This is a genomic window from Mycobacterium sp. IDUB_24, assembly GCF_055419385.1.
Window position 1 is genome coordinate 325,885 of the sequence record NZ_JBVAXO010000003.1, and the last position, 24,420, is coordinate 350,304.

General features: G+C 67.1%; 25 protein-coding genes. 16 read left to right on the plus strand and 9 right to left on the minus strand.

Going from position 1 to position 24,420, the window contains the following annotated elements; translation table 11 throughout:
- Window positions 1-102 precede the first annotated feature (102 nt).
- The 5 genes from ACZYZF_RS14075 to ACZYZF_RS14095 all read left to right on the plus strand — a co-directional run bounded on the left by ACZYZF_RS14075 (window position 103) and on the right by ACZYZF_RS14095 (window position 4,677).
- The gene (locus ACZYZF_RS14075; RefSeq protein ID WP_463746634.1) at window positions 103-1,191 is read left to right on the plus strand and encodes an S-(hydroxymethyl)mycothiol dehydrogenase; all 1,089 of its coding nucleotides are present in this window, start codon (window positions 103-105) and stop codon (window positions 1,189-1,191) included.
- Window positions 1,188-1,820, plus strand: a complete 633-nt coding sequence (locus tag ACZYZF_RS14080) for an MBL fold metallo-hydrolase (protein WP_463746633.1) — start codon at window positions 1,188-1,190, stop codon at window positions 1,818-1,820. The genes ACZYZF_RS14075 and ACZYZF_RS14080 overlap by 4 nt, the downstream gene beginning before the upstream one ends.
- 65 nt (window positions 1,821-1,885) lie before the next feature.
- Window positions 1,886-3,259, plus strand: coding sequence for a styrene monooxygenase/indole monooxygenase family protein (locus ACZYZF_RS14085; RefSeq protein ID WP_463746632.1), 1,374 nt, complete (start codon window positions 1,886-1,888; stop codon window positions 3,257-3,259).
- Window positions 3,260-3,388: 129 nt separating this feature from the next.
- Window positions 3,389-3,631 (plus strand): LapA family protein, encoded by a 243-nt coding sequence (locus ACZYZF_RS14090; RefSeq protein ID WP_463746631.1) that lies wholly within the window; start codon window positions 3,389-3,391, stop codon window positions 3,629-3,631.
- Window positions 3,632-3,633: 2 nt separating this feature from the next.
- A complete protein-coding gene (locus ACZYZF_RS14095; protein WP_463746630.1) occupies window positions 3,634-4,677 on the plus strand; it encodes a class I SAM-dependent methyltransferase in 1,044 nt (347 codons plus the stop codon).
- Here the strand turns inward: ACZYZF_RS14095 and ACZYZF_RS14100 are convergent, their stop codons facing one another.
- From ACZYZF_RS14100 to ACZYZF_RS14115, 4 genes are all read right to left on the minus strand, one after another.
- Complete coding sequence (locus ACZYZF_RS14100; protein WP_463746629.1) at window positions 4,678-6,234, minus strand: acetolactate synthase large subunit; 1,557 nt, start codon at window positions 6,232-6,234, stop codon at window positions 4,678-4,680.
- A gap of 146 nt (window positions 6,235-6,380) precedes the next feature.
- Entirely contained in the window at window positions 6,381-7,283 is a 903-nt protein-coding gene (locus tag ACZYZF_RS14105) for an RNA polymerase sigma-70 factor (RefSeq protein ID WP_463746628.1), read from the minus strand.
- An 18-nt stretch (window positions 7,284-7,301) separates the two neighbouring features.
- Window positions 7,302-8,492 (minus strand): NAD(P)/FAD-dependent oxidoreductase, encoded by a 1,191-nt coding sequence (locus ACZYZF_RS14110; RefSeq protein WP_463746627.1) that lies wholly within the window; start codon window positions 8,490-8,492, stop codon window positions 7,302-7,304.
- 43 nt (window positions 8,493-8,535) lie between these two features.
- Window positions 8,536-9,231, minus strand: coding sequence for a class I SAM-dependent methyltransferase (locus ACZYZF_RS14115; protein ID WP_463746626.1), 696 nt, complete (start codon window positions 9,229-9,231; stop codon window positions 8,536-8,538).
- Window positions 9,232-9,419: 188 nt separating this feature from the next.
- On the opposite strand from ACZYZF_RS14115, the gene ACZYZF_RS14120 reads away from it, so the two are divergent.
- The 4 genes from ACZYZF_RS14120 to ACZYZF_RS14135 all read left to right on the plus strand — a co-directional run bounded on the left by ACZYZF_RS14120 (window position 9,420) and on the right by ACZYZF_RS14135 (window position 11,787).
- On the plus strand, window positions 9,420-10,247 hold the full coding sequence (locus ACZYZF_RS14120; RefSeq protein WP_463746625.1) for an SDR family NAD(P)-dependent oxidoreductase: 828 nt from the start codon (window positions 9,420-9,422) through the stop codon (window positions 10,245-10,247).
- A complete protein-coding gene (locus ACZYZF_RS14125; RefSeq protein ID WP_463746624.1) occupies window positions 10,244-10,888 on the plus strand; it encodes a TetR/AcrR family transcriptional regulator in 645 nt (214 codons plus the stop codon). The genes ACZYZF_RS14120 and ACZYZF_RS14125 overlap by 4 nt, the downstream gene beginning before the upstream one ends.
- Window positions 10,889-11,028: 140 nt before the next feature.
- A complete protein-coding gene (locus ACZYZF_RS14130; protein ID WP_463746623.1) occupies window positions 11,029-11,229 on the plus strand; it encodes an excalibur calcium-binding domain-containing protein in 201 nt (66 codons plus the stop codon).
- Between the two features lie 63 nt (window positions 11,230-11,292).
- A complete protein-coding gene (locus tag ACZYZF_RS14135; RefSeq protein ID WP_463746909.1) occupies window positions 11,293-11,787 on the plus strand; it encodes a thermonuclease family protein in 495 nt (164 codons plus the stop codon).
- A 3-nt stretch (window positions 11,788-11,790) separates the two neighbouring features.
- Here ACZYZF_RS14135 and ACZYZF_RS14140 read toward each other — a convergent pair whose 3' ends face one another.
- The gene (locus ACZYZF_RS14140) at window positions 11,791-13,614 is read right to left on the minus strand and encodes an Hsp70 family protein (protein WP_463836016.1); all 1,824 of its coding nucleotides are present in this window, start codon (window positions 13,612-13,614) and stop codon (window positions 11,791-11,793) included.
- Window positions 13,615-13,678: 64 nt separating this feature from the next.
- Window positions 13,679-14,752, minus strand: a complete 1,074-nt coding sequence (locus ACZYZF_RS14145; RefSeq protein WP_463836017.1) for an NAD(P)H-dependent amine dehydrogenase family protein — start codon at window positions 14,750-14,752, stop codon at window positions 13,679-13,681.
- 126 nt (window positions 14,753-14,878) lie between these two features.
- On the opposite strand from ACZYZF_RS14145, the gene ACZYZF_RS14150 reads away from it, so the two are divergent.
- The gene (locus ACZYZF_RS14150) at window positions 14,879-15,625 is read left to right on the plus strand and encodes an SDR family oxidoreductase (RefSeq protein ID WP_463836018.1); all 747 of its coding nucleotides are present in this window, start codon (window positions 14,879-14,881) and stop codon (window positions 15,623-15,625) included.
- Between the two features lie 4 nt (window positions 15,626-15,629).
- Here ACZYZF_RS14150 and ACZYZF_RS14155 read toward each other — a convergent pair whose 3' ends face one another.
- A complete protein-coding gene (locus ACZYZF_RS14155; RefSeq protein ID WP_463836019.1) occupies window positions 15,630-16,700 on the minus strand; it encodes a DUF4185 domain-containing protein in 1,071 nt (356 codons plus the stop codon).
- 19 nt (window positions 16,701-16,719) lie between these two features.
- Complete coding sequence (locus ACZYZF_RS14160; protein ID WP_463746618.1) at window positions 16,720-17,259, minus strand: hypothetical protein; 540 nt, start codon at window positions 17,257-17,259, stop codon at window positions 16,720-16,722.
- Between the two features lie 178 nt (window positions 17,260-17,437).
- On the opposite strand from ACZYZF_RS14160, the gene ACZYZF_RS14165 reads away from it, so the two are divergent.
- The 6 genes from ACZYZF_RS14165 to ACZYZF_RS14190 are packed head-to-tail and all read left to right on the plus strand — an operon-like array spanning window position 17,438 to window position 23,493.
- Complete coding sequence (locus ACZYZF_RS14165; RefSeq protein WP_463746908.1) at window positions 17,438-18,931, plus strand: ABC transporter substrate-binding protein; 1,494 nt, start codon at window positions 17,438-17,440, stop codon at window positions 18,929-18,931.
- Window positions 18,928-19,905 (plus strand): ABC transporter permease, encoded by a 978-nt coding sequence (locus ACZYZF_RS14170; protein ID WP_463746617.1) that lies wholly within the window; start codon window positions 18,928-18,930, stop codon window positions 19,903-19,905. The genes ACZYZF_RS14165 and ACZYZF_RS14170 overlap by 4 nt, the downstream gene beginning before the upstream one ends.
- Window positions 19,902-20,783 (plus strand): ABC transporter permease, encoded by an 882-nt coding sequence (locus ACZYZF_RS14175; RefSeq protein WP_463746616.1) that lies wholly within the window; start codon window positions 19,902-19,904, stop codon window positions 20,781-20,783. The genes ACZYZF_RS14170 and ACZYZF_RS14175 overlap by 4 nt, the downstream gene beginning before the upstream one ends.
- Entirely contained in the window at window positions 20,783-22,372 is a 1,590-nt protein-coding gene (locus ACZYZF_RS14180) for an ABC transporter ATP-binding protein (RefSeq protein WP_463836172.1), read from the plus strand. The genes ACZYZF_RS14175 and ACZYZF_RS14180 overlap by 1 nt, the downstream gene beginning before the upstream one ends.
- A gap of 3 nt (window positions 22,373-22,375) precedes the next feature.
- Window positions 22,376-23,116: an SDR family NAD(P)-dependent oxidoreductase gene (locus ACZYZF_RS14185; RefSeq protein ID WP_463836020.1), complete on the plus strand. Its 741-nt coding sequence runs from the start codon at window positions 22,376-22,378 to the stop codon at window positions 23,114-23,116.
- The gene (locus ACZYZF_RS14190) at window positions 23,113-23,493 is read left to right on the plus strand and encodes a hypothetical protein (RefSeq protein ID WP_463746613.1); all 381 of its coding nucleotides are present in this window, start codon (window positions 23,113-23,115) and stop codon (window positions 23,491-23,493) included. The genes ACZYZF_RS14185 and ACZYZF_RS14190 overlap by 4 nt, the downstream gene beginning before the upstream one ends.
- A gap of 5 nt (window positions 23,494-23,498) precedes the next feature.
- Here the strand turns inward: ACZYZF_RS14190 and ACZYZF_RS14195 are convergent, their stop codons facing one another.
- Window positions 23,499-24,326, minus strand: coding sequence for a universal stress protein (locus tag ACZYZF_RS14195; protein ID WP_463746612.1), 828 nt, complete (start codon window positions 24,324-24,326; stop codon window positions 23,499-23,501).
- Between the last annotated feature and the right edge of the window lie 94 nt (window positions 24,327-24,420).

Below are 24,420 nucleotides of genomic sequence, written 5' to 3' on the forward strand. Positions count from 1 at the left end.
AACCCACGGTAACGCGAGGACGCTCCGCCGGCCCGAGATTCGGTCGACGACAACATCCGGCCGGCAATTGGACACCTGTCCGGTTTGCATTAAGTTATAAGCATGCCTCAGACAGTGCGTGGTGTGATCTCCCGGAGCAAGAAGCAGCCCGTCGAACTGGTCGACATTGTCATCCCCGATCCGGGTCCCGGCGAGGTGGTGGTCGACATCATCGCCTGCGGCGTGTGCCATACCGACCTGACCTACCGCGAGGGCGGCATCAACGACGAATACCCGTTCCTGCTGGGGCATGAGGCCGCCGGCACTGTCGAATCGGTCGGCGAGGGCGTCACCCACGTCGAACCCGGTGACTTCGTGATCCTCAACTGGCGCGCGGTGTGTGGTGAGTGCCGCGCCTGCAAGCGCGGTCGCCCGCACCTGTGCTTCGACACCCACAACGCCGCCCAGAAGATGACTCTGACCGACGGCACCGAGCTGACCCCGGCGCTGGGTATCGGCGCGTTCGCCGACAAGACCCTGGTTCACGAAGGTCAGTGCACCAAGGTGGATTCGGCGGCCGACCCGGCGGTGGCCGGCCTGCTCGGCTGTGGCGTGATGGCCGGCCTCGGCGCGGCGATCAACACCGGTGCGGTGACGCGTGACGACACCGTCGCGGTCATCGGCTGTGGCGGCGTGGGCGATGCCGCGATCGCCGGTGCCGCCCTGGTCGGAGCGAAGAAGATCATCGCCGTCGACACCGACAACAAGAAGCTGAACTGGGCCCGCGATTTCGGGGCCACCCACACCATCAACGCCCGTGAGCTCGATGCCGTCGCGACCATCCAGGACCTCACCGACGGCTTCGGCGCCGATGTCGTGATCGACGCGGTCGGCCGCCCCGAAACCTGGAAGCAAGCCTTCTACGCACGCGACCTGGCCGGCACCGTCGTGCTGGTCGGCGTCCCGACCCCGGACATGACGCTGGAGATGCCGTTGGTCGACTTCTTCTCCCGCGGCGGATCTTTGAAGTCCTCCTGGTACGGCGACTGCCTGCCCGAGCGCGACTTCCCCACCCTGATCTCCCTGTACCTGCAGGGCAGGCTGCCATTGGAGAAGTTCGTCTCCGAGCGCATCGGCCTCGACGCGATCGAGGATGCGTTCCACAAGATGCACTCGGGTGAGGTGCTGCGGTCCGTGGTGGTGCTGAAGTGACCGGGCCGGCTCAGATCCAGCGAGTAGTCACCAGCGGCACCTTCGAACTCGACGGCGGCAGCTGGGACGTCGACAACAACATCTGGGTCGTCGGCGACGACAAAGATGTCGTGGTGTTCGACGCGGCCCACACCGCTGCCCCGATCATCGAGGCCGTAGGCGGGCGCAACGTCGTCGCGGTGGTCTGCACACACGGCCACAACGACCACATCACCGTCGCACCCGAACTGGGCAAGGCGCTGGATGCCCCGGTGCTGTTGCACCCGGCCGACGAGATGTTGTGGCGAGTCGTCCACCCCGACAGTGAGTTTCGTACTGTCGAGGACGGTCTCGTGTTGCGGGCCGGTGGCATCGAACTGCATGCCCTGCACACCCCCGGGCACTCTCCCGGGTCGGTCTGCTGGTCGATCCCCGAGCTCAACGCGGTGGTCTCGGGCGACACCCTGTTCCAGGGCGGGCCGGGTGCGACCGGACGGTCGTTCTCCGACTTCCCGACCATCCTGGACTCGATCTCGAAGCGGCTGGGCCTGCTGCCCGGCGAGACCGTCGTCTACACCGGCCACGGCGACACGACCACCATCGGCGACGAGATCGTCCACTACGACGAATGGGTGGCACGCGGGCACTGACGCCGTTTGCGATCACGCTGAGCCAGTTCCTTACCGGCAGGCAACAGCGCGCCCATAGTGGCACCATGACGAGTTCGGATGGGCGTACCGCAGCAGTGATCGGCGCCGGGCAGACCGGGGTGACCGCAGCTCTCGGGCTGTTGGACAACGGGTTTGAGGTCACCCTCTACAGCGCCCGGGATCAGCGCAGCTTGCGTGACGACGTTCCCGCCACCGGCACCGCCCTGATCTTCGGGGAAACCCAGCGGGCCGAGGAGTCGCTGGGCCTCAACACCTACCTGGCCACCGCCCCGACGTCGACCGGCGAAAGTGTGCGGGTGGTCGACGGTTCAGGCCCGGACCGGTCGGAGGAGATCGCCTTCGACGTCGATTTCGACGGGTTCGTCGGGGTCGCGGTGGATACCCGGCTCAAGGCCGACGACCGTCTCACCCTGTTCCAGCAGCGGGGTGGGCGGTTCGTGGTCGAGGCCGTCGATCCGGAGCGACTGGACGGGATCGCCGCGGGTGCCGACCTGACCTTGGTTGCCACCGGGCGCGGCGGATTGTCCTCGCTCTTTCCTGTCGACACCGAGCGATCTGCATACGATCGGCCCCAGCGCAGCCTGTTGACCGTGACCTTGGCCGGGTTACCTTACGGGCCTGAGGTTTTCGCCCATCGCAGCAGCGCCGGTGGCCGCCACAGCGCCTTGACGGTGGTCTCCGATCAGGGCGAGGCGTGGTGGGGCGGGTACCTGCACAAGGACGCCGGGCCTACATGGGCTTTTCTGGGCTGGGCCCGCCCCGGCAGCGAGTGGGAGCATCGCTTCGCCGGCGCCGAGGACGCGCAATCCGCGCTCGATGTCGTCACCGCATTGCACCGTGACTACATCGACTGGGATCTGCCGGAGGTCGGTGAGCTCAGGATCATCGAGGCGGATCCACACTCATGGCTCAAAGGCGGGGTCACCCAGGTGGTACGGACCGGAGTGGGCCACACCGCGAACGGTCATCCGGTGGCCGCCCTCGGTGACACCGCGATCACCTACGATCCGATCGCCGGCCAGGGCGCCCAGGGTGGGCTGGTGCAGGCCGCGGCGCTGATCCGCAAGGCGGCCGCACACGATGGGCCGTTCGACGAGGCCTGGCTGCGCCGCACGTTCGAGGATTTCTATGCAGACCGGGCGCGGGCCGCGCAACTGGTGACCCGGTTGTTCCTGTCCGATCCGGAGCTGTCCGAGTACGGCAACCTGTTCTTCGCGGCGGCGCAGGGCAGCCCCCGCTTTGCCTCGAAACTCTATGGGCTGCTGGACGATCCACGGCCCATCGAATCGCTTCGCTCTGTGGCCGCCGCCAAGGCGCTGATCACCGAGTTCTCCGGCGAGCCTGCCGATGCACTACTGGAACGGTTCGTCCCGGCCGGATCATTCCAACGGTCCGGCTTGGCAACGCGGGCCGCTTGACCTCAGCCCTCCAAGATCCGGCGCTTCTCCGCTTCGAACTCCGCCTCGGTCGCCGTCCGCGGGCCGCCCCCTCTGTTACTCATCGCCGAAGTGTGTCATAGCCGGTCGGGTGCGGGTTACCGTCGGGATATGCCTCGCGACGAGATGGAGAGTACCGAGACCGCCCGACCGGCACGCCGGTTGGCTCTGCGCTACTGGGTGGCCCTGATCTTGGTCGCCCTGGCTGCGATCTTCGTCGCGCAGAACCGTGACCGGGTGGGTGTACACGTGCTGTGGGTGACCGTCGAGTCGCCGATGTGGTTCATCTTGGTCATCATTTTCGTCATGGGCGTACTCATCGGACTGTTGCTGCGACGGCGGCGGCGACCTTAGCCATGGCCAGGCCGCGCCGGACCACACCCCGCCCGCACACCGCCGGAATCAGTTCGGCGATCAAGCTTCTTGAGCTGGCGGCGCACACGGTGCCGATCCCGACACCGCCACAACCCGTCGTCATCGCCGACTACGGGGCAGGCACCGCGCAGAATTCGATGCAACCGATCAACGCCGCAATCGCAGCCGTGCGCGGCCGCACCCGTCCCGAGCACTCGGTTCTGGTGACGCACACCGATGTCGCCGACAATGACTTCTCCACGATGTTCCGGATCCTTGAGGAGGATCCGGAGTCCTATCGGCACCGGGATTCGGCCACCTTCAGTTCGGCGATCGGCCGGTCGTTCTACGGCCAGATCCTCCCGTCGAACAGTGTTCACCTGGGCTGGTCGGCATGGGCAGTGGCGAGACTGAGCAAGGTGCCGATGCCGGTAGCCGACCACGTCGTCGCGGCCTACAGCAACGACGACCGGGTGCGTGCGGCCTATGCCAGGCAAGCGGCTCACGATTGGCACGAGTTCATCGCTTTTCGCGGCCGCGAGCTGCATCCGGGCGGCCGCCTGGTGGTGTTGACGACCGCTTTGAGCGATGACGGCGACTTGGGCTATCGGCCGTTGTTCCGCTCCATTGTCGGCGCGCTGACCGAGCTGATCGCCAATGGCGTGGTGAGCGCCGATGAGGCGGCCCGAATGTCGATTCCGATCGCCGGACGGCGTGCCGCGGATTTCACCGCACCGTTCGCCCCGTCGGGACGGTTCGAGCGGCTGGAGATCCAGCACGTGGAGGTGGTCGATGCGGAGGACCGGATCTTCAACGCCTACCGCAGCGACAGGGACGCAAGCGCTTTCGGCACCCGCTGGGCGGATTTTCTCCGGTTCACCGCATTCGCCGATCTGGGCGCGGTGATCGAGGGCGCCCCGGACCGGTTGCCGGTGTTCTACGACCGGCTGCATGCGGGCATCGCGGCGCGGCTGTCCGCAGAGCCCGAGGAGATGCGTATTCCGATCGCAGCGGTGGTGTTGGAGAAGCGCCGTCCGAGCCAGTGATCAACCTGGCGACCAGGCCGGCAGCGCCGCGTCGATCAGGTGCGGTCCCGGCTGCGCCAGCGCTGTCCGGAACTGATCGGCGAGCTCTTCCGCGGTGGCAGCCCGGGTGGCCGGCACCCCGAAACCCTGTGCTATCGAGGCGAAGTCGATGTCGGGCCGGCTCAGGTCGAGCAGCGAGCGCGACCGTTCTCCATTGGCTTCGGTGCCGACCCGTAACAACTCGAGCTGCAAGATTGCGTAGGCATGGTTGTTCAGGATCACCACGGTGACATCGAGGTTTTCGCGGGCCATCGTCCACAGCGCCGAAATGGTGTATGCGGCACTGCCGTCGGACTGCAGGGCGATCACCGGGCGCTCCGGTGCGGCAACCGCTGCCCCCACCGCCACGGGCAGGCCCTGTCCGATCGCACCACCGGTGAGCGTGAGTACGTCGTGCACCGCCGCCCCTGCGGTGGCGGCCGGCAGGAAAACGCCGCTGGTGTTGGCCTCGTCGGAAATGATGGCGTTCTCGGGCAGCAGCGCGGCGATCACCTGCGCCAGGTTCTGCGGATTGAGTGGGCCCGTCGGCAATTCGGCGGGGCCGGGTTGCGGTGGCGTCGGCACCACCCCGCCCAATTCATCTGCGAGGCCGGTCAATTCATCGATGGGCAGGGCGCCGACTTCGGCGCCGTCGGGCACCAGCACGCTCGGTTTGCCCGGGTAGGCGAAGAACGACACCGGCGACTTCGTGCCGACCAACACCAGATGCGTTGCCCCCGAGAGCTGCTGCGTGGCCTGCTCGGCCAGGTAGCCGAGGCGCTCGATGGCAGGCACCCCTTTCCCGCGAGCCAGCCGGGCCGGAAAGGTCTCGACCAGGACGCGCGCCCCGGTGGCCGCGTTGATTCGCGCTGCCGCCCTCAGGCCGTCGGCGTGGGTGGCGGCACCGCCGAGCAACAGCACCGCACGCGCCCCCTCGGTGCGCAGCAGTTCGGCGGCGCCCGTCACGTCCAGGAAGGTGTCGGCATCGCCGGTTTCCGGACCCGCAATACCTTTGTCCGGCAAGGGGTTCTGCGGTGTGCTTCCCCAGGAATAGTCGGCAGAAAGGATCACCGTGGCCACCCGCCCGGGCACACCGGTCGCACTTTGCACGGCGCTGTGGACGGCGGCGTCCAGGTCGGCGGCCGATTCGGGCCGGTGCACCGAACCGTGTGTCCAGCGTCCGAGCGCGTCGATGTCGGATTCCAGCGGCGCGTCGAGCGGTTGGTGGTAGGTCGCATGATCACCGACGACATTGACCACCGGGGTGAAAGCGCGCCGGGCGTTGTGCAGATTGGCCAGACCGTTGGCCATTCCCGGGCCGAGATGCAGCAGAGTCGCGGCCGGGGTGCCGGCGATGCGGGCGTACCCGTCGGCGGCTCCGGTTGCGACGCCTTCGAACAGGCACAGCACCGGGCGCATGGCCGGGGCCGCATCCAGCGCGGCGACGAAGTGCATCTCGGACGTGCCCGGGTTGGCGAAGCACACGTCGACACCTTCGGCGAGCAGACGGTTCACCACTACTTCAGCGCCGGTGCTCATCGGCACCCGCACCGTACGGTCCTGGTCGTTACGAAGCTGTGGTCATGTTTCAGCCGGCGATTCTGCACCCGTCCATAGTGATCGGCCGACGCTCGGGATGCCAGTGCGGGGTGCTTGGTTCTGGCCGCCCCGACTGTGGCGGGTTCTCATCGAACGGAGTGTGGGATCTCCGATTCGATGTGGGTGAGCTTGTCCGGGTTGCGGACGTAGTAGAGGCCGGAGATGCGGGAGCCCTCGACACGAACCGCCATGACGCCGTCGAGTTCGCCATCCATACGCAGAATGAGTGCCGGATTGCCGTTCACCACCGTCCGCCCAACGGTCAGCGCGGCACCGAACCTGCCGAGGCCCCCGGTGATGAAGCGACCCACCTTTGCGGCGCCGATGATCGGACGTGGTGCGGCTTGCTTGACGCCACCACCGTCGCTGATGGCGACGACCTCCGGGGAGAGGACCTCGAGTAAGCCCTGCAGGTCCCGGGTTTCGAGTGCGCGCTGGAACGCGTGCACGGCGGCCTGGGCTTGACTCGGGGTGGCGACGTTGCGCGGGCGGCGGGCGTCGACGTGCCGGCGGGCCCGGTACGCGATCTGGCGGACCGCGGCCGGGCTCTTGTCGACGGCTGCGGCAATCTCGTCGTAACCGATGTCGAAAGCTTCGCGCAGTACGAACACGGCGCGCTCGGTCGGTGACAACGTCTCGAGGACGAGCATGAGGGCCATGGACATGCTCTCGGCGAGTTCGACGTCCTCGGCTACATCCGGGGTGGTGAGAAGCGGCTCCGGCAGCCAAGGACCGACGTACGCCTCTCTGCGGCGTTTCATCGTCCGTAACCGGTTGAGCGATTGGCGAGTCGTGATCCGGACGAGGTAGGCGCGCTGGTCGATCACCTGCGCCAGATCGACCTTCACCCACCGCAACCAGGTTTCCTGCAGGACGTCTTCGGCGTCGGCCGCCGAGCCGAGCATCTCGTAGGCGATGGTGAACAGCAGGTTGCGGTGAGCGAGGAACGCCTCGGTTGGCTGGGTTGAGCCGTGCGTGTTCCCAGCCACGACATCTCCTTTCGTCGGTCAGACCTGTTGTGCGGCAGGCGAATGCTCTCCAGCGCTCGCCAACCGGTAATTGTGATTCGGCTTTCCCAGGGTCGGGTGACTCAGCGCCCACACGGCACCGTCGAGGATCACCGACTTGACGCGTGCGGCCGCACGGCCGCGAAGTGCCCACGGCTTCGCCCGCGCATCATCGTCGACCAGCTGGAAGATCCCGTCCCTACGTCCGAGGCTGATGTGGTTGCCGACATAGCTCAACGAAGCGGTCGGGATGTCACGCCCGGTCAGGTCCCCGATGATGGCTGCCGTCGCCTGCTTGCTGGTCGGGCCCGCGGACGCACACGACATCGGGTACGGCAAACCGTTCTCGCCGATGACGAAGACACTGTCACCGGCAACGTAGACATCCGGGTGCGAGACCGACCGCATCTGACGGTCAACCGTGATCTGGCCGTTGGGCTCCACCGTGAGGCCGCTGGCGGCGGCAATCGGGTGGACGGCGAACCCCGCCGCCCACACCGTCGCGTCGGAGGCGAAAGCAGTTCCGTCGGCAGCGATTACCGCCGACTCCTCGACGCGCGTGACTGTGGTGTGCTCGTGTACCGCGATACCGAATCGGTCGAAGGCACGTATCAGGTGACGGCGGGCCCTCGCGCCCAGCCAGCCCCCCAGCGCTCCGCTGGTGACGAGGTTGACCCGAAGTCCCGGACGGGATTCGGCGAACTCGGTGGCGGCCTCGATCGCGGTCAGGTTGCCGCCGACCACCAACACCTCCCCGTCCCGGCCCAACTCATCGAGGCGTGCACGCAGTCGCCGTGCCGCAGGCCGCGCCGCGACATGGAAGGCGTGCTCGCCGACGCCCGGAACGCCGTGGTCGGCCGCTGTGCTGCCGAGGGCGTAGAGCAGGGTGTCATATTCGAGCCTCTCGATCCCCTCGGCGTCGGCCACTGTGACGGTCCGGTGCTCGACGTCGACCTTGGTCACCAGCGCCACCCGTAGCTGAATGGCGGTGCCACTGAACACCTCCGCCAGCGGGCGGTGACGCAGATCCTGCCCGGCGGCGAGTTGATGTAGCCGCAGCCGCTCGACGAAATCGGGCTCGGCATTGACGACGGTGATCTCGAAGTCGTCACGGTGAAGTTGGCGGGCCAGGTATCCGGCCGAGAATGCCCCGGCGTATCCGGCCCCGAGGATGACGATGCGGTGCTGCATGATTCGCTCCAATCGGTTACATAGGTCAATGCGCAGCTGGTGCTCAGCCCAGGTGCGCGGTGAGTAGGAGGGCCGGGATGGACTTGCGGCCGTTGGGCTCGTCCTCGAAGTCGGATATCGGGAACAGGTTCTCGGCGCCGGCGGGAAATACGGCGTGGATACGCGCCGGCTTGATGTCTTCGATCACCCAGTGTCTGGCCACGATTTCCCGTAGTTCGTGTTCGGTGACCGCGTAGGCGGGAATGCCGTCGGGCAGGCGGGCCTTGTCGAACACCAGCGCGAAGTACGAAGCACCAGGCGCGGCGGACTGCACGATGGACCGGTGGTAAGCGTCGCGACCCTCGACGGGAATGGCGTCGAACACCGAGCTGTCAACGATCGTGCCGAACCTGCTGTCGTATCCGGAGAATCGGCTGATGTCGGCGACCTCGAAGCTGGCGTTGTCCAGACCTCGTCGGGCGGCCTCGGCCTTGGCCAATTTGATGGCCGTAGGCGCCAGGTCGAGCCCGACGGTCGTGAATCCCCGTTCGGCAAGGTGCAGCGAGAGGGCGGCTTCCCCGCAGCCGACGTCGAGTACGTCGCCGTGGAATCTGCCCTGCTCGACCAACTCGGCGAGCTCCGGCTGCGGTTCACCGATACTCCACGGCGGTTTCGCCCCTGCGGCGATGGCTCCAACACTCATCGCCGAAACTTCGCCGCGGTAGGCCGATTCGAACATGTCCCCTAGTAGTTCACTCATGACCTTTCCCTCCTTCGATTCGGGGGTCAGGCACAAGACACCGGATCGGCCACGCACGTAACAGGTTGTGATGCAGCTCACATTTTCATATTGCGTCGGCTCGAATCGCCCAGCGGGTGCCACTTGACTGATTATCAGTCAGTCTGTCAGGGTGAGGTCTCCAACCCAATGGCCGAGCGGAGCCAGACATGCGACACCGCAGAACCGACCTCGCCGGCAAGAAGGCACTGATCACCGGCGCATCGAGCGGGATCGGGCGCGACCTGGCGCTGGCCCTGGCACAGCGAGGAGCGACGCTGGCATTGGCGGCACGCCGCAAGGACCTGCTCGACGACCTGGCCGACCAGATAGCCGGTCCTCGAGCGCGCCGACCCGTCGTACTTCCCGTCGACCTCGCCGCACCCGGAGCGGCAGCCGAGCTCGGCCGCCGGGCCCTTGAGTCGCTCGGCGGAGTGGACATCGCGATCAACAATGCCGGCGCCAACCTCACCGGAGCACAATCGCTAATGGCCGATTCTTCAGCGGCCCGCGCCGTCTTCGAGGTCAACGTCTGGTCCCCGCTGGCGCTCACCTCCGCGCTGCTGCCGGCCATGCGGGCGGCCGATTCCGGCGTGATCGTCAACGTCACCTCCACCGTGCAGGCCGTGCCGCTCCCCCTGCTCGGCTATTACTCTGCCTCCAAAGCCGCACTGGCCCAGGCAACGAGATCGTTGCGGCTGGAGCTGGCCGGAACCGGCATCAGGGTGCTGGAGGTGGTCCCCGGAGCCACCGATACGGCACTGCGCGACATCGATGAACTGCCGTGGAAGACGTCCCCGCCACCGACGTTTCCCCCGGTGGCACCCGCCTCCACCGCCGCGGCCATCGTCCGCGGGCTGGAGCACGGCGCGAGACGCGTCGTCCACCCGCGCTATTCACTTCTGCCCCTGGAAGTTCCGGTGATCGGACGAGCGATCGCCGCACTCGGCGGACGACGGGTCGACACCGACAGCGCGCTGGCCCAGCCAGGCCGATGAGCACTCGTCCCAGGCCGACCGATCGGCGTCAGCTCATCGTCGATGCGGCCCGAAGGCAGTTCGCGACACGGCCGTACGATCAGGTCACCACGGCACAGGTCGCCAAGGACGCGGGTGTGGCATACGGCTTGATCGCCCACCACTTCGCCAACAAGCGTGGCCTGTATCTGGCCGTGATGAACGAGATCGCCGAAGAGATCGCCGCTGCGCAGACCGTCGCCGCACCGCCGGGGTCGAGCCTGGCAGATCTGCTACGCCATGCCCTGCGCAGCCATATCGCCCACATCGATTCGTACTCGGACAGTTTCGTCGCGCTGATGCGCGGTGCGCTGGGCGCCGATCCCGAACACCAATCGGCCATCGAACACCTCCGCTGGCTGGGCGCTCAGCGAATTCTGTTGGCACTGGGCATCGTTGACCCCATACCTCCCACTTTGCGCACCGCCATGCATGGCTGGATCGGCTTCCTCGACGAGATGATGATCGACCGCATCACCCATCGCGATGTGGACATCGATGCCCTGGTCGACCTCGCCGCGGCCGCGTTGGCCGCTACGTTGCGCACCGCAGCCACACTCGACCCGACCCTCACCTACACCGCCGATGCCGTCGATGCGCTGGAAACGATGGCGGCCGGCTGAGCCCTCGACGGACGCCCGGCCACAGGTCTTGCCGGGAGCAACCGAGAAGATTCCTCAGCAAACGATCCCCCTGGCGGGCTGCGCGTACTACCATGCGCTTACTTACGATCACGTCAATTCAAGATCACAAGGGGGTTCCCATGTTTCGTGCCTTCCTCGTCGCAGCGGCCATGGTCGGCGGCGCCATCGGTGCAGCCCCTATGGCACAGGCGGACCCGCCCTATCGGTACTGCAAAGACGCGTACGCCGATGGCAGGTCCAACATGACCAAAGACGATCCCGGCTATGCCGACCATCTCGACAGAGACGGAGACGGCGTCGCCTGCGAGAAGCAGTCGTAACCCTTCGTGACATCGACATCGACATCGCCTTCGGCATCGGCGACCCGCATTATCGGTTTCGTGATGTTTCTGATCGCCTTCATCACCTCTCCGGCGGTCCGGGCCGACCCCATCGCGACGACGGCAGAAGTACTGCGAGTGGTCGACGGCGACACCATCGACATCCGCGACGATGTCCGCGGCCGACTCCGCGTGCGAATTCTGGGGATCGACACACCTGAGACGAAGAAGCCGGGTTACACCATCGGTTGCTGGGGTCCGGAGGCTACGGAGTTCGCCAGATCGAACATGGCCGGACAGCGGGTAGCGCTCCAGCCCGATCCGACTCAAGACCGGACCGACCGCTATGGGCGCACCCTGGCGTACCTGGTCCGAGCCGACGGCTGGGATTATTCAGTGGAGGCTGCCAGGGCCGGGATGGCCCACGCATACGTCTACGATGGTCGCCCCGTCGCCCGTTACGACGCCGTCGCTGCTGCCGAAAACGAAGCGAGACAAGCGCATCGCGGGTTGTGGGGTCCGCCGTGCAACGGCGACACCGAGTCGGCGCGGCGCTGAACTTCAGCCCCCGGTGTGACCGCCTCCGGGCGCGGGCACCCACGGGAGCCCGGGGATCGTCGGATACGGGGCGGTGGGACTCCATGGCGCCTGGGTGGTCGTCGGCACCTGCGTCGTCGTGGGCACCTGCGTGGTCGTGGGCGCCTGCGTGGTCGTAGGCGGAGCTTCCGTCGTCGTCGGGGGCGGCGGCGTCTCGGCGGGCGGCGGGTTCTCCGTCACCGGCGGAGCCTCCGGAGCGGGCTGCTCCACTGTCTGCGTCACGGTGTGCGGGACCGGCGCCTCGTGCGTGACGGTCTGCGGCGCCTGGTCGGTGGCGGGCTCGTCGACCGGCGCGGCAGGCGCCGGTTCGTCCGGGGCCGCAGTGGACGATGTGACCGCCTTGGAGGTGGACGCCGGGCGGGTGGGCTCGTCGCTTCCCATGACGGTCACCAACGCCACCAGGACGGCAACCAGCACAACGGCGGCCCCAGCACCCAGCATCACCGGCGGCCGGAGATACCAGGGCCGGGCGGCGATCTCGTCGCGTTCGGTCAGCTCACGCTCACCGAACGCGAGTTGAGGTCGTGCCGTGGTCCGTCCGCCCGCGGGGTCCAATCCGGTGTCGAAGTCGGCCCCGTAATCGTCGCCGTAATCCTCGGCCCGGTAGTCATCGACCGGCGCGACGTCGGGCACGTTCTCGGCATCGGACCATGCCAGCGCCTGGGGCGCGGCCGGAGCCTCGGGCGCCACCAGCGCCGCGGCTTGCGTCGGCGGGGCAGCCGCAGAGGCCGGGGCCATCGCGGTCATCCCGTCCACTGCCGTTCCGCGCACCGCGACCAGACCACCGCCGATGGCCGGTGTCAGCTCGGGTCGAGGCGCGGTGATCACCGGCAGGCGGAGGTGTTCGGACAGCGTCGTCGTGATCGCGGGGATCCGGGCGCCCCCGCCGGTGGAAGCCACCGCCACCAGCTCGCCGGGGCGCAACCCGCTGCGTTCTATCGCACCCTGAAGGACAGACATGAACTCACGCAGCGGTTCGGCGATCACGTCATCGAGTTCGTTGCGGTTCAGTCGCACGTCGCTGCGATGCCCCGGAAGTTCGGCGACCAGGGCCGTGACGGACTCGGTGGAAAGACGTTCCTTGGCGCGCCGGCATTCGGCACGCAGACGACCGAGCGAGCCGATGGCCGAGGTGCTCGCCAGATCGATCGTCCCGGCGGCGGACAGGTCGTTCACCACGTGGGTGAGCAGCCCCTGGTCGATCAGGTCACCCGACAGGTCAGGATGTCGGATCGTCGGTGCGATCGGCTGAAAGCCGCGGTCGGCGTCCGCCAGAGTGATGCTGGTGCCGCTGCCTCCGAAGTCGCACACGGCGATCACACCGCGCGTCGGCACCCCGGGGTTGTCCTGCAGTGCGACCAGCGTCGACACCGCGTCGGGCACCAGCACCGGATCACCGAAACCACCGAGAGCAGCCAGCTCGGTGCGCAGCGCCTCGACTTGGTTGGGCCGCCAATGCGCGGGGTGCGTAACGGCGATCGGATCGGCCGGTGGACGTCCACCGGTGAGCGTGCGCAGCAGCGCCGCCAGTGCGTCGGCCAGCACGACCTCGCCCCGGTGCGACGAGCCGTCAGGGGCCAGCATCCCGACCGGATCCCCCACCCGCTCGACGAAGTCGGTGAGAATCAGCCCGCGTTCGTTCAGGTTGGGGTTTTCGCTGGGTACACCCACTTCCGGGGCCCGATGCGGGTAGAGCGTCAGCACCGGCGAACGCGTCACCGCGGCGCGGCCCACCACCACTGCTGTGAGGTTGGTCGAACCAATCGACAACCCGATCCCGTCTGACATGTCACCCCGTTTCGAGAAGGAACCCTATCCGGTATTCCATCTCTTTTGCCGGGGCCGGCGTTACCTAGCGAATGGTGCCGAACCCAGGAATCAGTGGTAGATCCAGGGGTGTCACCCAGCCAGGCAAATGTTCATTGACCGCGGGCACGGCGTTGAGCGCGCGCAGTCCGGTGGCCAGGCAGCCCGCAGCGGCGGCATCACGACCGGAGCCGTCGGTGAACCGGAACGCGGTCTCCTGAGAGATGCTCGGCGTGCCTTCGATGTCGACGCGGTAGACGTCGTTGTCGATTCCGGACGGCCAGTCCGGTGCGGCGTCCAGGCCGATGCGGTTGACGTGCTCGAGCTGGATCCGGGTCTCGCCACGGTAGACACCGTTGATCGTGAAGCGAACCGCCGCGACGTTGCCGGCCGGGATGATGCCTTTGGCCGATTTGCGTTCGTCCGGGGTGATCCACTTGTCCCACGTGGTGGTGATCTCGTCGAGTTCGATCCCCGCGGCGTGCGCAATCATCGGAACCGTTGCGCCCCAGGCGAAGATGAGAATGTCCGGGGTTTCGAGCAGCGCGCGGTGTTCTGGCGGTTTGCCGATGCCCATCTCGAATTCGTAGTCCCCGGTGTAATTGGTGTAGTCCAGGAGCTCGGACGCCCGCACCTGGCGCACCTCCGAGCACAGGCCCATCAGGGTCATCGGGAACAGGTCGTTGGCGAAGCCGGGGTCGATTCCGGTGGTGAAGCACGACGCTCCGCCGGCCTCGCACGCCTCGGTGATGGGCTCGATCCAGTTGGGTGGGTTGAGGTGCATCTTGGGCCACACCCACGGGGTCATCGCCGTGGAACAGACATCGATGCCGGCCCGCAGGAACCGGGTGATGACGTCGATGTTGGCGTCGGCGTGGGCGGCTGTCGGCCCGTAGTGGACCAGCGCGTCGGGCTTCAGCGCGATCAGCGCGTCGATGTCGTCGGTGGCCGTGATGCCGATCGGCGCACCTACTCCACAGATCTCGCCGACATCGCGGCCCACCTTCTCCGGATTGCTGACACCCACGCCGACGAGTTCGAACAACGGGTGTTCGAGGATCTCGGCGATCACCATCTGCCCGACGAACCCGGTACCCCACACCACTACACGCTTGACCATCCGAACACCCTGGCACAGAGTGAGGCCAGTCACACCGGGAATCTGCGCTCCGACATCTACCTTTACCAAGCATGGCCCGCGGTCGGTGAGACCGGAAAGCCTTGAACGCTTTGGGAAGGAATCGAAATGACATCTCCGACTTTGGCCGGGCGGCGCGCACTGGTGACCGGAGGTTCGCGCGGGATCGGCGCAGCGATCGTCCGCCGTCTGGCCTCCGACGGCGCCGCTGTCGCGTTCACGTACGGTTCGTCTGCGGCAGAGGCCGACAAACTGGTGGCCGAGCTGACCGCCGACGGCGCGACGGCCGTGGCGATTCAGGCCGACAGTGCCGATCCGGCCCAGGTCGCCGCGGCCGTCCAGCAGGCCGTGGCGGATCTCGGTGGCCTGGATGTCCTCGTCAACAACGCTGGGGTGGCGGTGATTTCACCAATCGACGACTTCCCCCAGGAACAGTTCGACCGGCTGGTAGCGGTCAATATCGGTGGCGTATTCGCCGCGATCCGCAGTGCCGTGGCCCACCTCGGCGAGGGATCCCGGATCATCAACATCGGCAGCATCAACGCCGACCGGGTGCCCGAGCCGGGGTTGTCCGCCTATGCGATGACCAAGGGTGCGGTCGCGTCGCTCACCCGCGGCCTGGCCCGTGAGCTCGGCCCGCGCGGGATCACGGTCAACAACGTGCAGCCCGGTCCGATCAATACCGACATGAACCCCGATCAGGGCGAATTCGCCGAGGCGGCAAAGGGAGTCGTCGCGCTGGGACGCTACGGGCACACGAGCGACATTGCGGCTGTGGTGAGCTTCCTGGCCGGCCCGGAGTCGGGCTTCGTCACCGGGGCGAACTGGAACGTCGACGGCGGTTTCACCGCCTGATCGCTCACAGGTTGATCGGATCAGGCCGCTGCGCCTTCTTGGACGTGTCCTTGAGCGTGGACTTGAACTGCATTGCCCGGTAAGGCCACCCGGTGTCAGTGCGCCACTGTGAGACCACCAGCCCGACACCGCCGGTGACGCCGAAGCGTGAGCCCGGCAGCAGGTAGCCGCCGTACAGCTGAGCGACCGTGCTGTCCGCGTGATCTTCGGCGTCCCAAGACGATCCGGTGATCGGCGCCTGGACGGGGGTGGTGTACATGTTGGCCACCGGCGAGGACACCACCCGGTAGCCCAACGCATATGAGGACGCCAGGAATCCGCCGAGGACCCATCGGCCGGGGGCGGTGCGGCGGAAGGTCAGCTCCCCCCAGTGTTCGTCGGGTGGGGTGATCGGGGTGGCCTGGGTTCCCCACTGCCAGCGCCCGTCGACGAACCCCCAGCTGGAGTACTGCGACCGTCGGCCGATCTCATCGGGCCGGACCCGCATCAGGATGATGCCCTTGTCACGCTGAAATCCGGTCGCGACCACGTACACCCAGCCGTCGTGGGGGTCGAAGTCCCACGACCAGCATTGCGCGTAGCCGTCATGCAGGTCCGCTGGGAACTTCGCCTGCTCGCCCATGTGGGTCCAGGACACCCCGCTGTCGTCGGAGCGCCAGATCTCGGTCCAGATGACCGTGCCGAAACCGTGGTTGACGATCGCGTGCAGGTACAGCGAGTCGCCGACGCGCAGCAGATCCGAGGGGATCACGGTGCTGATACCGCCGCGGCGCCACCCCGATGCCGCGTCGTCGTGGATGTAGTCCCAGAGTTGCCGCGCGTAGGCGGGGTCTGCTCCCCCGGCGGACTCGTAGACGATCTCGTGGTTGGCGTCGCCGGTGCCGATCAGCACCACGGGCGAACGCCAGTCTCCCTGCCCCACCCGGCGACCGGAGAACGTGTCCCCGAAGACCGACACCAGCTTGCCGTTCGGCGCGACGACCGACGCCCCGAGATCAGTGCTCGTGACCCCGAACCGTTCGGTACGTCCCGGGCCGGTGATGTCGACGACCTTGCCGTCGATCAGCGGCAGCAATGTTCCTCAGCCTTCGAACTCAGGTGCACCACCGCAAGCCGCCCGGCTCGCAGTCCAGCGGATAGGTGTCGACCGGAATCTGCAGCGGCCGCTCGAACTTCAAGGTGAACGGGAAGTTGTGGATCGCCGGTGCCAAGGTGCCGCCACACGCCTCGTTGTTGGAAACGCTGCGGGTGCCGGTCAGCGCCACATCATCGAACTTGTAGGTCTCGTTGATCGGCGCCCAGTCTCCGTTCTCACACTGGATTCCCTCGAGCACCGAAGTTGAATAGACCCACTGCCCGCCGGCCAGCCGGGCATCTCCGCCCTTGGTGCCGCGGGTCGTTTCCACGTGCAGTCGGCATGCCACCGCCAACTCCAGCGGCTCACGCAGATCTCCGACGGTCGGGACACAGGACGGCCACACCGACCAACTCTCGTGCGCGACGCCCTCCTGGTTGTAGGAGTAGATGCCCTGCATGAGCGGATCGGCCTGCGCAGGAGCTGCAACCCCCAGGCTGAGTCCGATTCCCAGGGCCGACATCAGGGCGGTCGCGGCCGCCGTGCGCTTGAAGGTCACAATGGGTGAGTATCGCAGTCTTCATCAGCGTCGTCACCGGTATGGGTCCATACGCGTCAAAACGGACCCGCCTGACGGCCCCAGCGGGTGAGCGTACGGACGGATCGCCCGCGGTGATCCTGGAGAAATCGTGACCACACGACCAGCGGTGAAAGCGTTGGCAGCAGTCCTGGTACTCATGCTGGCTGCCTGCTCGACGGCCTGTTCCACCGGCAGCCGGGTGGACCTCGGCGACGAAGCGTCGGGCAACCTCATCGCGGCCATCGCCGGCGAACCCGACCAACTCGACCCGCACCGGACCAGTGCCTACTTCTCCTTCGAAGTACTGGAGAACGTGTTCGACACCCTGGTCGAGCCCGACGAGAATCTGCAGATGCGGCCCGCGCTGGCGCAGTCCTGGGAGGTCAGCGACGACCAACTGGTCTGGACCTTTCATCTGCGCGACGGTGTGCGCTGGCATGACGGCACGCCGCTGACCGCCGACGACGTCGTGTATTCGTACCGTCGCATCATCGACGAACAGCTGACCAACGTCGACAAGTTCAGTGCCGTCAGCAGTGTCACCGCGCTCGATCCGGCGACCGTCCGGATAACTGTCCGCCGGCCCACCCCGAACCTGATGACCAACCTCGGCGGGTTCAAGGGCATGGCGATCGTGCAGCGGGCAAATGTCGAGAGCGGGCAGATCGCAACCCATCCCATCGGCACCGGCCCGTTCTCGTTCGCCGCACGACGTAGCGGCGACTCGATCACGCTCAAGGCCAACCCGCACTACTGGGGAGGCCCGCCTCCGATTTCGGGGGTGACGTTCCGGTTCATCTCCGAGCCGACGACGGCGTTGTCGGCGCTGCAGGCCGGCGAGATCGACTGGACGGATTCGGTACCGCCGCAGCGCGTCGCCCAGTTGCGCGACGACGACTCGCTCACACTGGCAGTCACCCCCGGCAACGACTACTGGTATCTGGCTCTCAACGAAGCCCGCCCACCGTGGAACGATCCACGGGTGCGCCAGGCCATCGCATACGGCATCGACCGTGACGCGATCGCTGCGGCCACCAGTTACCGCACCGCCGCGACCAACCAACTGGCGATCCCGCGGGGCAGTCCGTGGTTCACCGATTACCACCGCTACCGCTACGACGTAGACGAGGCGCGGAGACTCCTCCAGGCGGCCGGCGCCGCACCACACACTTTGGACATGCTGGTCACCAGCGAGTATCCCGAGACGGTCACGGCGGCCCAGATAATCGCCGACAACCTTACGCCCCTTGGCATCACGGTGAACATCCGCACCGTGGACTTCGCCACCTGGCTCGACGAACAGAACACCGGACACTTCGACATGCTGATGATGGGCTGGTTGGGGAACATCGACCCCGATGACTTCTACTACGCCCAGCACCACACGAACGGCACCAGCAACGCGCAGAAGTTCTCCGATCCCGAGGTCGATCGTCTACTGGACGCGGGCCGCACCGAAACCGATGTCGTCAAGCGAAAAGACCTCTACACCAAGGCCGCAACCCGGATCGCAGATGAGGCCGGCTACATCTACCTGTACAACCCATCGGTGATCCAGGCGTGGGCCAACAAGCTATCGGGGTATCAGGTGCGCCGCGACGGCGCCGTCCGGTTCCGCACCGCCGACCTTGACGGAGGTGAAACCCGGTGAACTTCGGTGTGTTTCGCGCCAATCATCCCATCGCGGAGTTCCTGGCCCGGCGCCTGCTGTATTCGGCCGTGGTGCTCATCGGGGTGCTGATCGTGGTATTCGCCCTGGTACACCTGGTGCCCGGCGACCCGGTCCGGATCGCGCTGGGTACCCGCTACACCCCTCAGGCCTACGAGGCACTGCGTGCGGCCAGCGGCATGGACCGGCCCATCGTCGAGCAGTTCTTCTCCTATCTGGGGTCGGCGCTCACCGGCGATCTCGGGGTCAGTTTCCGCAACGGCGACCCGGTCACTCTGACCCTGCTCGACCGGCTGCCGGCGACGTTGTCCCTCGGGGTGGTCGGCATCCTCATCGCCCTGGTGATCGCGCTGCCGGCCGGCATCTTCTCGGCGCTGCGGGAAGGACGGGCCTCCGACGCGATCGTCCGGGTCGCCAGCCAGTTCGGCGTGTCGGTCCCCGATTTCTGGCTGGGCATTCTGCTGATCGGCCTGTTCGCCTCGACCCTGGGCTGGTTGCCGACCTCGGGATACCGCCCCCTGCTTGCGGATCCGGGCGGCTGGCTACGCCACATCATCCTGCCCGGCCTGACAGTCGGTCTGGTGGCCGGCGCGATCATGACGCGCTATGTGCGCTCGGCGGTGCTGGAGGTCGCCGCCATGGGCTATGTCCGCACCGCACGGTCGAAGGGTCTGACCCCACCGGTGGTCACCTTCCGCCACATCGTGCGCAACGCTCTGCTTCCGGTGTTGACCATCACCGGAATCCAGCTGGCCACGATCCTCGGCGGCGTGATCGTGGTCGAAGTGGTGTTCGCCTGGCCAGGTTTGGGCCGACTGGTGTTCAATTCCGTTGCCGCACGCGATTATCCGGTGATCCAGGGTGCGGTGCTGTTGATCGCGGTGCTGTTCCTGCTGATCAACCTGCTCGTGGATGCGCTGTATGCGATCGTCGACCCGAGGATCCGGCTGTCATGACCACTCCCCAGGATTCCCGCGTCGCGTCATGGCGGCTGTTGGTGTCCAATCCGGTGACGGCGATCAGCGCCGCGGTGCTGCTGGCCGTGCTGGTCGTCGCGGTCGCTGCCACCTGGATCGCGCCGTACGGCATCAACGACATCGACGTGCCCAGCGCGCTGCAGGGCCCCGGCACCGCCCACTGGTTCGGCACCGATGAGCTAGGCCGCGACGTGTTCTCGCGGGTGCTGGTGGCGATCGCCGCGTCGCTCCGGGTCGCGGTGGTCTCGGTGGCGCTGGCGGCCGTGACCGGCGTGATGATCGGTGTGCTCGCCGGTTACCGGGGCGGATGGATCGACACCGTGGTGATGCGCATCGTCGACGTGATGTTCGCGTTCCCGGTGTTGCTGCTCGCACTCGCGATCGTCGCGGTCCTCGGGCCCGGCATCACCACCACCATGCTGGCCATCGGGATCGTCTACATCCCGATCTTCGCCCGGGTGGCCCGCGCTTCGGCGCTGGGGGTACGGGTGGAACCGTTCGTCGCCGTGTCGCGAAGCATGGGCACCGGTGACGGCTACATCCTGATCCGGCACATCCTGCCGAATATCGCCGGGCCGTTGATCGTTCAGCTGTCCCTGTCACTGGCTTTCGCGATCCTGGCCGAAGCCGCGCTGTCGTTTCTCGGCTTGGGCATCCAGCCGCCGCAGCCATCGCTGGGCCGGATGATCTTCGACGCCCAGGGATTCGTCACGCTGGCGTGGTGGATGGCGGTGTTCCCGGGCGCGGCGATCTTTGTGATGGTGTTGGCGTTCAACCTGTTCGGGGACGGATTGCGCGATGTGCTCGATCCCAGGCAACGCACCTCGATCGAGGCGAGAAGGGCGGGCCGGCGATGATGCCCACGCGAGGAGCACAGACAACATCAGGACCGGTGCTGAAGGTCGATGATCTGAGGGTGGCGATCGGCCGCCGCGAGATCGTGCGGGGTGTGTCGTTCGAGGTGCACCGGGAGCAGACGGTCGGCATCGTCGGCGAATCCGGGTCGGGCAAGTCGATGACGGTGCTGGCCGCCACCGGATTGTTGGACGCGCCGGGTGCCGTGGCCTCCGGTGCCAGCACGCTGACCGGCGGTACCCAACTGATCGGGGCGTCGGCCCGAGCACTGCGGACCGTGCACGGTAGCCGGATCGGATTCGTATTCCAAGATCCGGGGACATCGCTGAACCCACTGCTGACGCTGGAACGTCAGATCACCGAAACCCTTGAGACACATCGCAAGATGAGCCGGCGTCAGGCGCGCACCCGGGCCGGCGAGCTGCTCGAAGCCGTCGGGCTCCCCCAGGAGCGGCTCGATACCTATCCGCACCAATTGTCCGGTGGCCAACGCCAGCGGGTGATGATCGCAATAGCCCTGGCCTGCGATCCGGAACTACTCATCGCCGACGAACCGACCACCGCACTCGATGTCACCACCCAGGCGCAGATCATCGATCTGGTCGGCGATCTGCAACGGGATTTCGGCACTGCCGTGGTGTGGATCAGCCACGACCTCGGAGTCATCGGTCAGGTGGCCGACGAGGTCACGGTGCTGCGCGAGGGCGAGGTCGTCGAGCAGGCACCGATCCTCGACGTGTTCGACCATCCGCAGCACGCGTACACCCGGGAGTTGCTCGCGGCCCGTCCACTGGTAGACGGTCCCGGGCCTGACCCCGCCCCCGACGATGCACCGGTTCTGTTGCAGGCCAGCGGCCTTGACGTACGCTACGGCTCGGTGCGTGCGGTCAAGGACGTGTCGTTCGAGATCCGCCGGGCAACGACGCTGGGGATCGTCGGTGAATCCGGCTCGGGCAAGTCGACGGTGGCCGCAGCTCTGACCGGACTGGCGACACCGTCGGCCGGTACCGCGACGCTGGCCGGGGACAACGTATTCGCCGGCGGGCGCGATCTGCGCCGACGGATCAGCCTGGTGTTCCAGGACCCGTTCGCCTCGCTCGATCCGCGGGCCCGGGTCAACTCCGCGATCGGTGAGCCGCTGCGCGTACATCGATTGGCCACAGGCCGGCGCGGCCGTGCCGAACGAGTGGCCCAGTTGCTCGAGCTCGTCGGCCTACCAACAGATTTCGCCTCCCGCTATCCGCACGAGCTGTCCGGAGGGCAACGTCAGCGCGTCAGCATCGCCCGGGCTCTGGCCACCGAACCTGATGTGTTGATCCTCGACGAGTCCACGGCATCGCTGGACGTGTCCGTGCAGTCGCGGGTGCTGGACCTGCTCTCGGAGCTACAGCGTGAGCTGGGCCTGACCTATCTCTTCATCGCGCACGACCTGGCGGTGGTGCACCGCATGTGCCACGACGTGCTGGTGATGCAGGCCGGCGAGGTGGTCGAATACGGCCCCGCCGCGGAGCTGTTCGCCGCGCCGCGCCACGAGTACACCCGCACGCTGCTGGCCGCAGTTCCGCCGGCCAGGCCACGTGAGAAGGTGTGAGCCATGACTGCTCTGGATGGAAAGGTCGCGTTGGTCACCGGTGCCTCATCGGGACTCGGCGCGGCGGTGGCCCAATTGTTCGCCGCGCGTGGCGCGAAGGTGTTCGGTGTGGCCCGAGACGCCGAACGGATGGCCGCGGTGTTCGAGGATGTGCCCGGCGGCGCCTACGCCTCGGTGGACGTCTCCTCCTCGGAGGCGTGCCGGGACGCCGTGGCACAGTGCGTCGAGAAGTTCGGCCGCCTCGACGCGCTGATCAATGTCGCGGGCTTTCACCAGATGCGCCACACCGTCTCGGTGACCGACGAGGAGTGGGACAAGGATCTCGCCGTCAACCTCAACGGGCCGTTCTTCCTGTGCCGGGCAGCGCTGCCGCACCTGCTGGAGGCCGGCGGCAACATCGTCAATGTCGCGTCGATCGCCGGCATCGAGGGCGAGGTGTACTCGGCGGGCTACTGCGCGGCCAAGCACGGGCTCGTAGGGCTGACCCGCGCCCTGGCCATCGAGTTCACCTCGGAGCGCCTCCGCGTCAACGCGGTGTGCCCGGGCGGCATGCTGACCCCGCAGACCACCGAGTTCGCCGCACCGGAGGATGCCGACTGGAATCTGATCCTGAGGATCGCCGCACCCCGCGGGATGATGGACGTGGCCGATGTCGCCAAGACCATCGCGTTCCTGGCCAGTGACGACGCGGCCGCCGTGCATGGCGCCGTCTACATCGTCGACGCCGGTAAGACAGCTGGATGAACACGGCCGTCCGCTCGCGCGCGACACATCGCAGTGTGGCGGTCGCCGGTTCGGCGGCCACCGCGGTCAGCGCCGCGGTGGCCGGGTCGGCCGCGACCGTCTCCAGCGCCGGGGTGGCCGGATCGGCTGCCACCGCCTCCAGCGCCGGGGTGGCCGGATCGGCAGCAACGGCCAGTAGCGCCGCCGTGGTCGGAAGTGCGCTCACCGTACTGTCGTTCGCGATGCTCGGCTGCCTGGCCTGTGTCGGCTGCTTCGCATGTCTGCGGTGTGTGGGCTGCCTCGGGTGTGCCCGCTGCCGTGACTGCGTCGGATGCGTGGGTTGCTACAACTGCTCCGGGCTGCGCAACGCACGCGGTCTGCGCAACGTGCACATGTAGACGCGCTACTCGCCCGGTACCACCAGGACCGGTCGGTAGGTGCGCTGCAGCGTCGCACTCGCCACACTGCCCAACAGCACCTTCTTCAGCGCCGACCGCCCGCGCGAGCCCACCACGATGACGCCGGCCCGTTGATCTTCGGCAAACGCCACCAGCGCATCAGCGGTTGCGCCGGCGCCGGATCCGCGGAACCTGGGTACGAGATGTGCAGCCTGGGCGGAGGCGACGTCGACCGCACTACCGTCGTCCACCCCGACCGAGACCACCTCACGATCGGGGAACAGGGCACCGGCCGCAGCCAGCGCCCGGTCGGAACCCTTGGAGCCGTCGACACCGACCACGACCGGCCCGTCGGCCACCGCGTCGTATTCGGCCGAGATCATGTTCTGGGACACCACGAGCACGGCACGCGGTGCATGGTGCACCACCAGATCCGAGACACTGCCCAACTTCGAGTCGCTCGCGCCCGCACCACGGGCGCCGACGATCAGCACGTCGGGTTCCAGGTGTTCGGCCACCTGGGCCAGCCCCAGTCCTTCCCCCGCCCAGGTGCGCTTGACCAGCGCCTCGGGATTCCAGCCGGCGGCCCGGGCCAGGATCACGCCGATGTCGACCAGACGCGCGGCCTCACCCTCGCTCTCGCTGTCCACGAGGTCGATCAACTCGTCGACATTGCGCGCGGAGTGCCGTAACCGGGCGCGCAGCCCCTTGCTACCGAACGGTGGCGTGCACAGATAGACGACTACCGCATCGGCGGCCGGAAACAGTGCAGCACCGTTGTTGATCGCCGCGTTGGCCGCCAGCGATCCGTCATACCCGAGCACTATCTTCATCTGCGTCCTCTAGTCCGTTCGTGCCGCCGGAGTTCGTGCGTCCCACTCCAGACTAAAGGGCCGGTGGCAGTGCACATCGACTTCGGATCGACTT

What these genes read in the sequence shown, in the direction of transcription:
- ACZYZF_RS14075 (WP_463746634.1), top strand. Translation starts at nt 103, where the DNA reads ATGCCTCAGACAGTGCGTGGTGTGATCTCCCGGAGCAAGAAGCAGCCC.
- ACZYZF_RS14100 (WP_463746629.1), bottom strand. Translation starts at nt 6,234, where the DNA reads ATGAGCACCGGCGCTGAAGTAGTGGTGAACCGTCTGCTCGCCGAAGGT.
- ACZYZF_RS14090 (WP_463746631.1), top strand. Translation starts at nt 3,389, where the DNA reads ATGCCTCGCGACGAGATGGAGAGTACCGAGACCGCCCGACCGGCACGC.
- ACZYZF_RS14110 (WP_463746627.1), bottom strand. Translation starts at nt 8,492, where the DNA reads ATGCAGCACCGCATCGTCATCCTCGGGGCCGGATACGCCGGGGCATTC.
- ACZYZF_RS14130 (WP_463746623.1), top strand. Translation starts at nt 11,029, where the DNA reads ATGTTTCGTGCCTTCCTCGTCGCAGCGGCCATGGTCGGCGGCGCCATC.
- ACZYZF_RS14120 (WP_463746625.1), top strand. Translation starts at nt 9,420, where the DNA reads ATGCGACACCGCAGAACCGACCTCGCCGGCAAGAAGGCACTGATCACC.
- ACZYZF_RS14115 (WP_463746626.1), bottom strand. Translation starts at nt 9,231, where the DNA reads ATGAGTGAACTACTAGGGGACATGTTCGAATCGGCCTACCGCGGCGAA.
- ACZYZF_RS14180 (WP_463836172.1), top strand. Translation starts at nt 20,783, where the DNA reads ATGCCCACGCGAGGAGCACAGACAACATCAGGACCGGTGCTGAAGGTC.
- ACZYZF_RS14085 (WP_463746632.1), top strand. Translation starts at nt 1,886, where the DNA reads ATGACGAGTTCGGATGGGCGTACCGCAGCAGTGATCGGCGCCGGGCAG.
- ACZYZF_RS14175 (WP_463746616.1), top strand. Translation starts at nt 19,902, where the DNA reads ATGACCACTCCCCAGGATTCCCGCGTCGCGTCATGGCGGCTGTTGGTG.
- ACZYZF_RS14185 (WP_463836020.1), top strand. Translation starts at nt 22,376, where the DNA reads ATGACTGCTCTGGATGGAAAGGTCGCGTTGGTCACCGGTGCCTCATCG.
- ACZYZF_RS14165 (WP_463746908.1), top strand. Translation starts at nt 17,438, where the DNA reads ATGCTGGCTGCCTGCTCGACGGCCTGTTCCACCGGCAGCCGGGTGGAC.
- ACZYZF_RS14145 (WP_463836017.1), bottom strand. Translation starts at nt 14,752, where the DNA reads ATGGTCAAGCGTGTAGTGGTGTGGGGTACCGGGTTCGTCGGGCAGATG.
- ACZYZF_RS14140 (WP_463836016.1), bottom strand. Translation starts at nt 13,614, where the DNA reads ATGTCAGACGGGATCGGGTTGTCGATTGGTTCGACCAACCTCACAGCA.
- ACZYZF_RS14135 (WP_463746909.1), top strand. Translation starts at nt 11,293, where the DNA reads ATGTTTCTGATCGCCTTCATCACCTCTCCGGCGGTCCGGGCCGACCCC.
- ACZYZF_RS14195 (WP_463746612.1), bottom strand. Translation starts at nt 24,326, where the DNA reads ATGAAGATAGTGCTCGGGTATGACGGATCGCTGGCGGCCAACGCGGCG.
- ACZYZF_RS14190 (WP_463746613.1), top strand. Translation starts at nt 23,113, where the DNA reads ATGAACACGGCCGTCCGCTCGCGCGCGACACATCGCAGTGTGGCGGTC.
- ACZYZF_RS14095 (WP_463746630.1), top strand. Translation starts at nt 3,634, where the DNA reads ATGGCCAGGCCGCGCCGGACCACACCCCGCCCGCACACCGCCGGAATC.
- ACZYZF_RS14125 (WP_463746624.1), top strand. Translation starts at nt 10,244, where the DNA reads ATGAGCACTCGTCCCAGGCCGACCGATCGGCGTCAGCTCATCGTCGAT.
- ACZYZF_RS14150 (WP_463836018.1), top strand. Translation starts at nt 14,879, where the DNA reads ATGACATCTCCGACTTTGGCCGGGCGGCGCGCACTGGTGACCGGAGGT.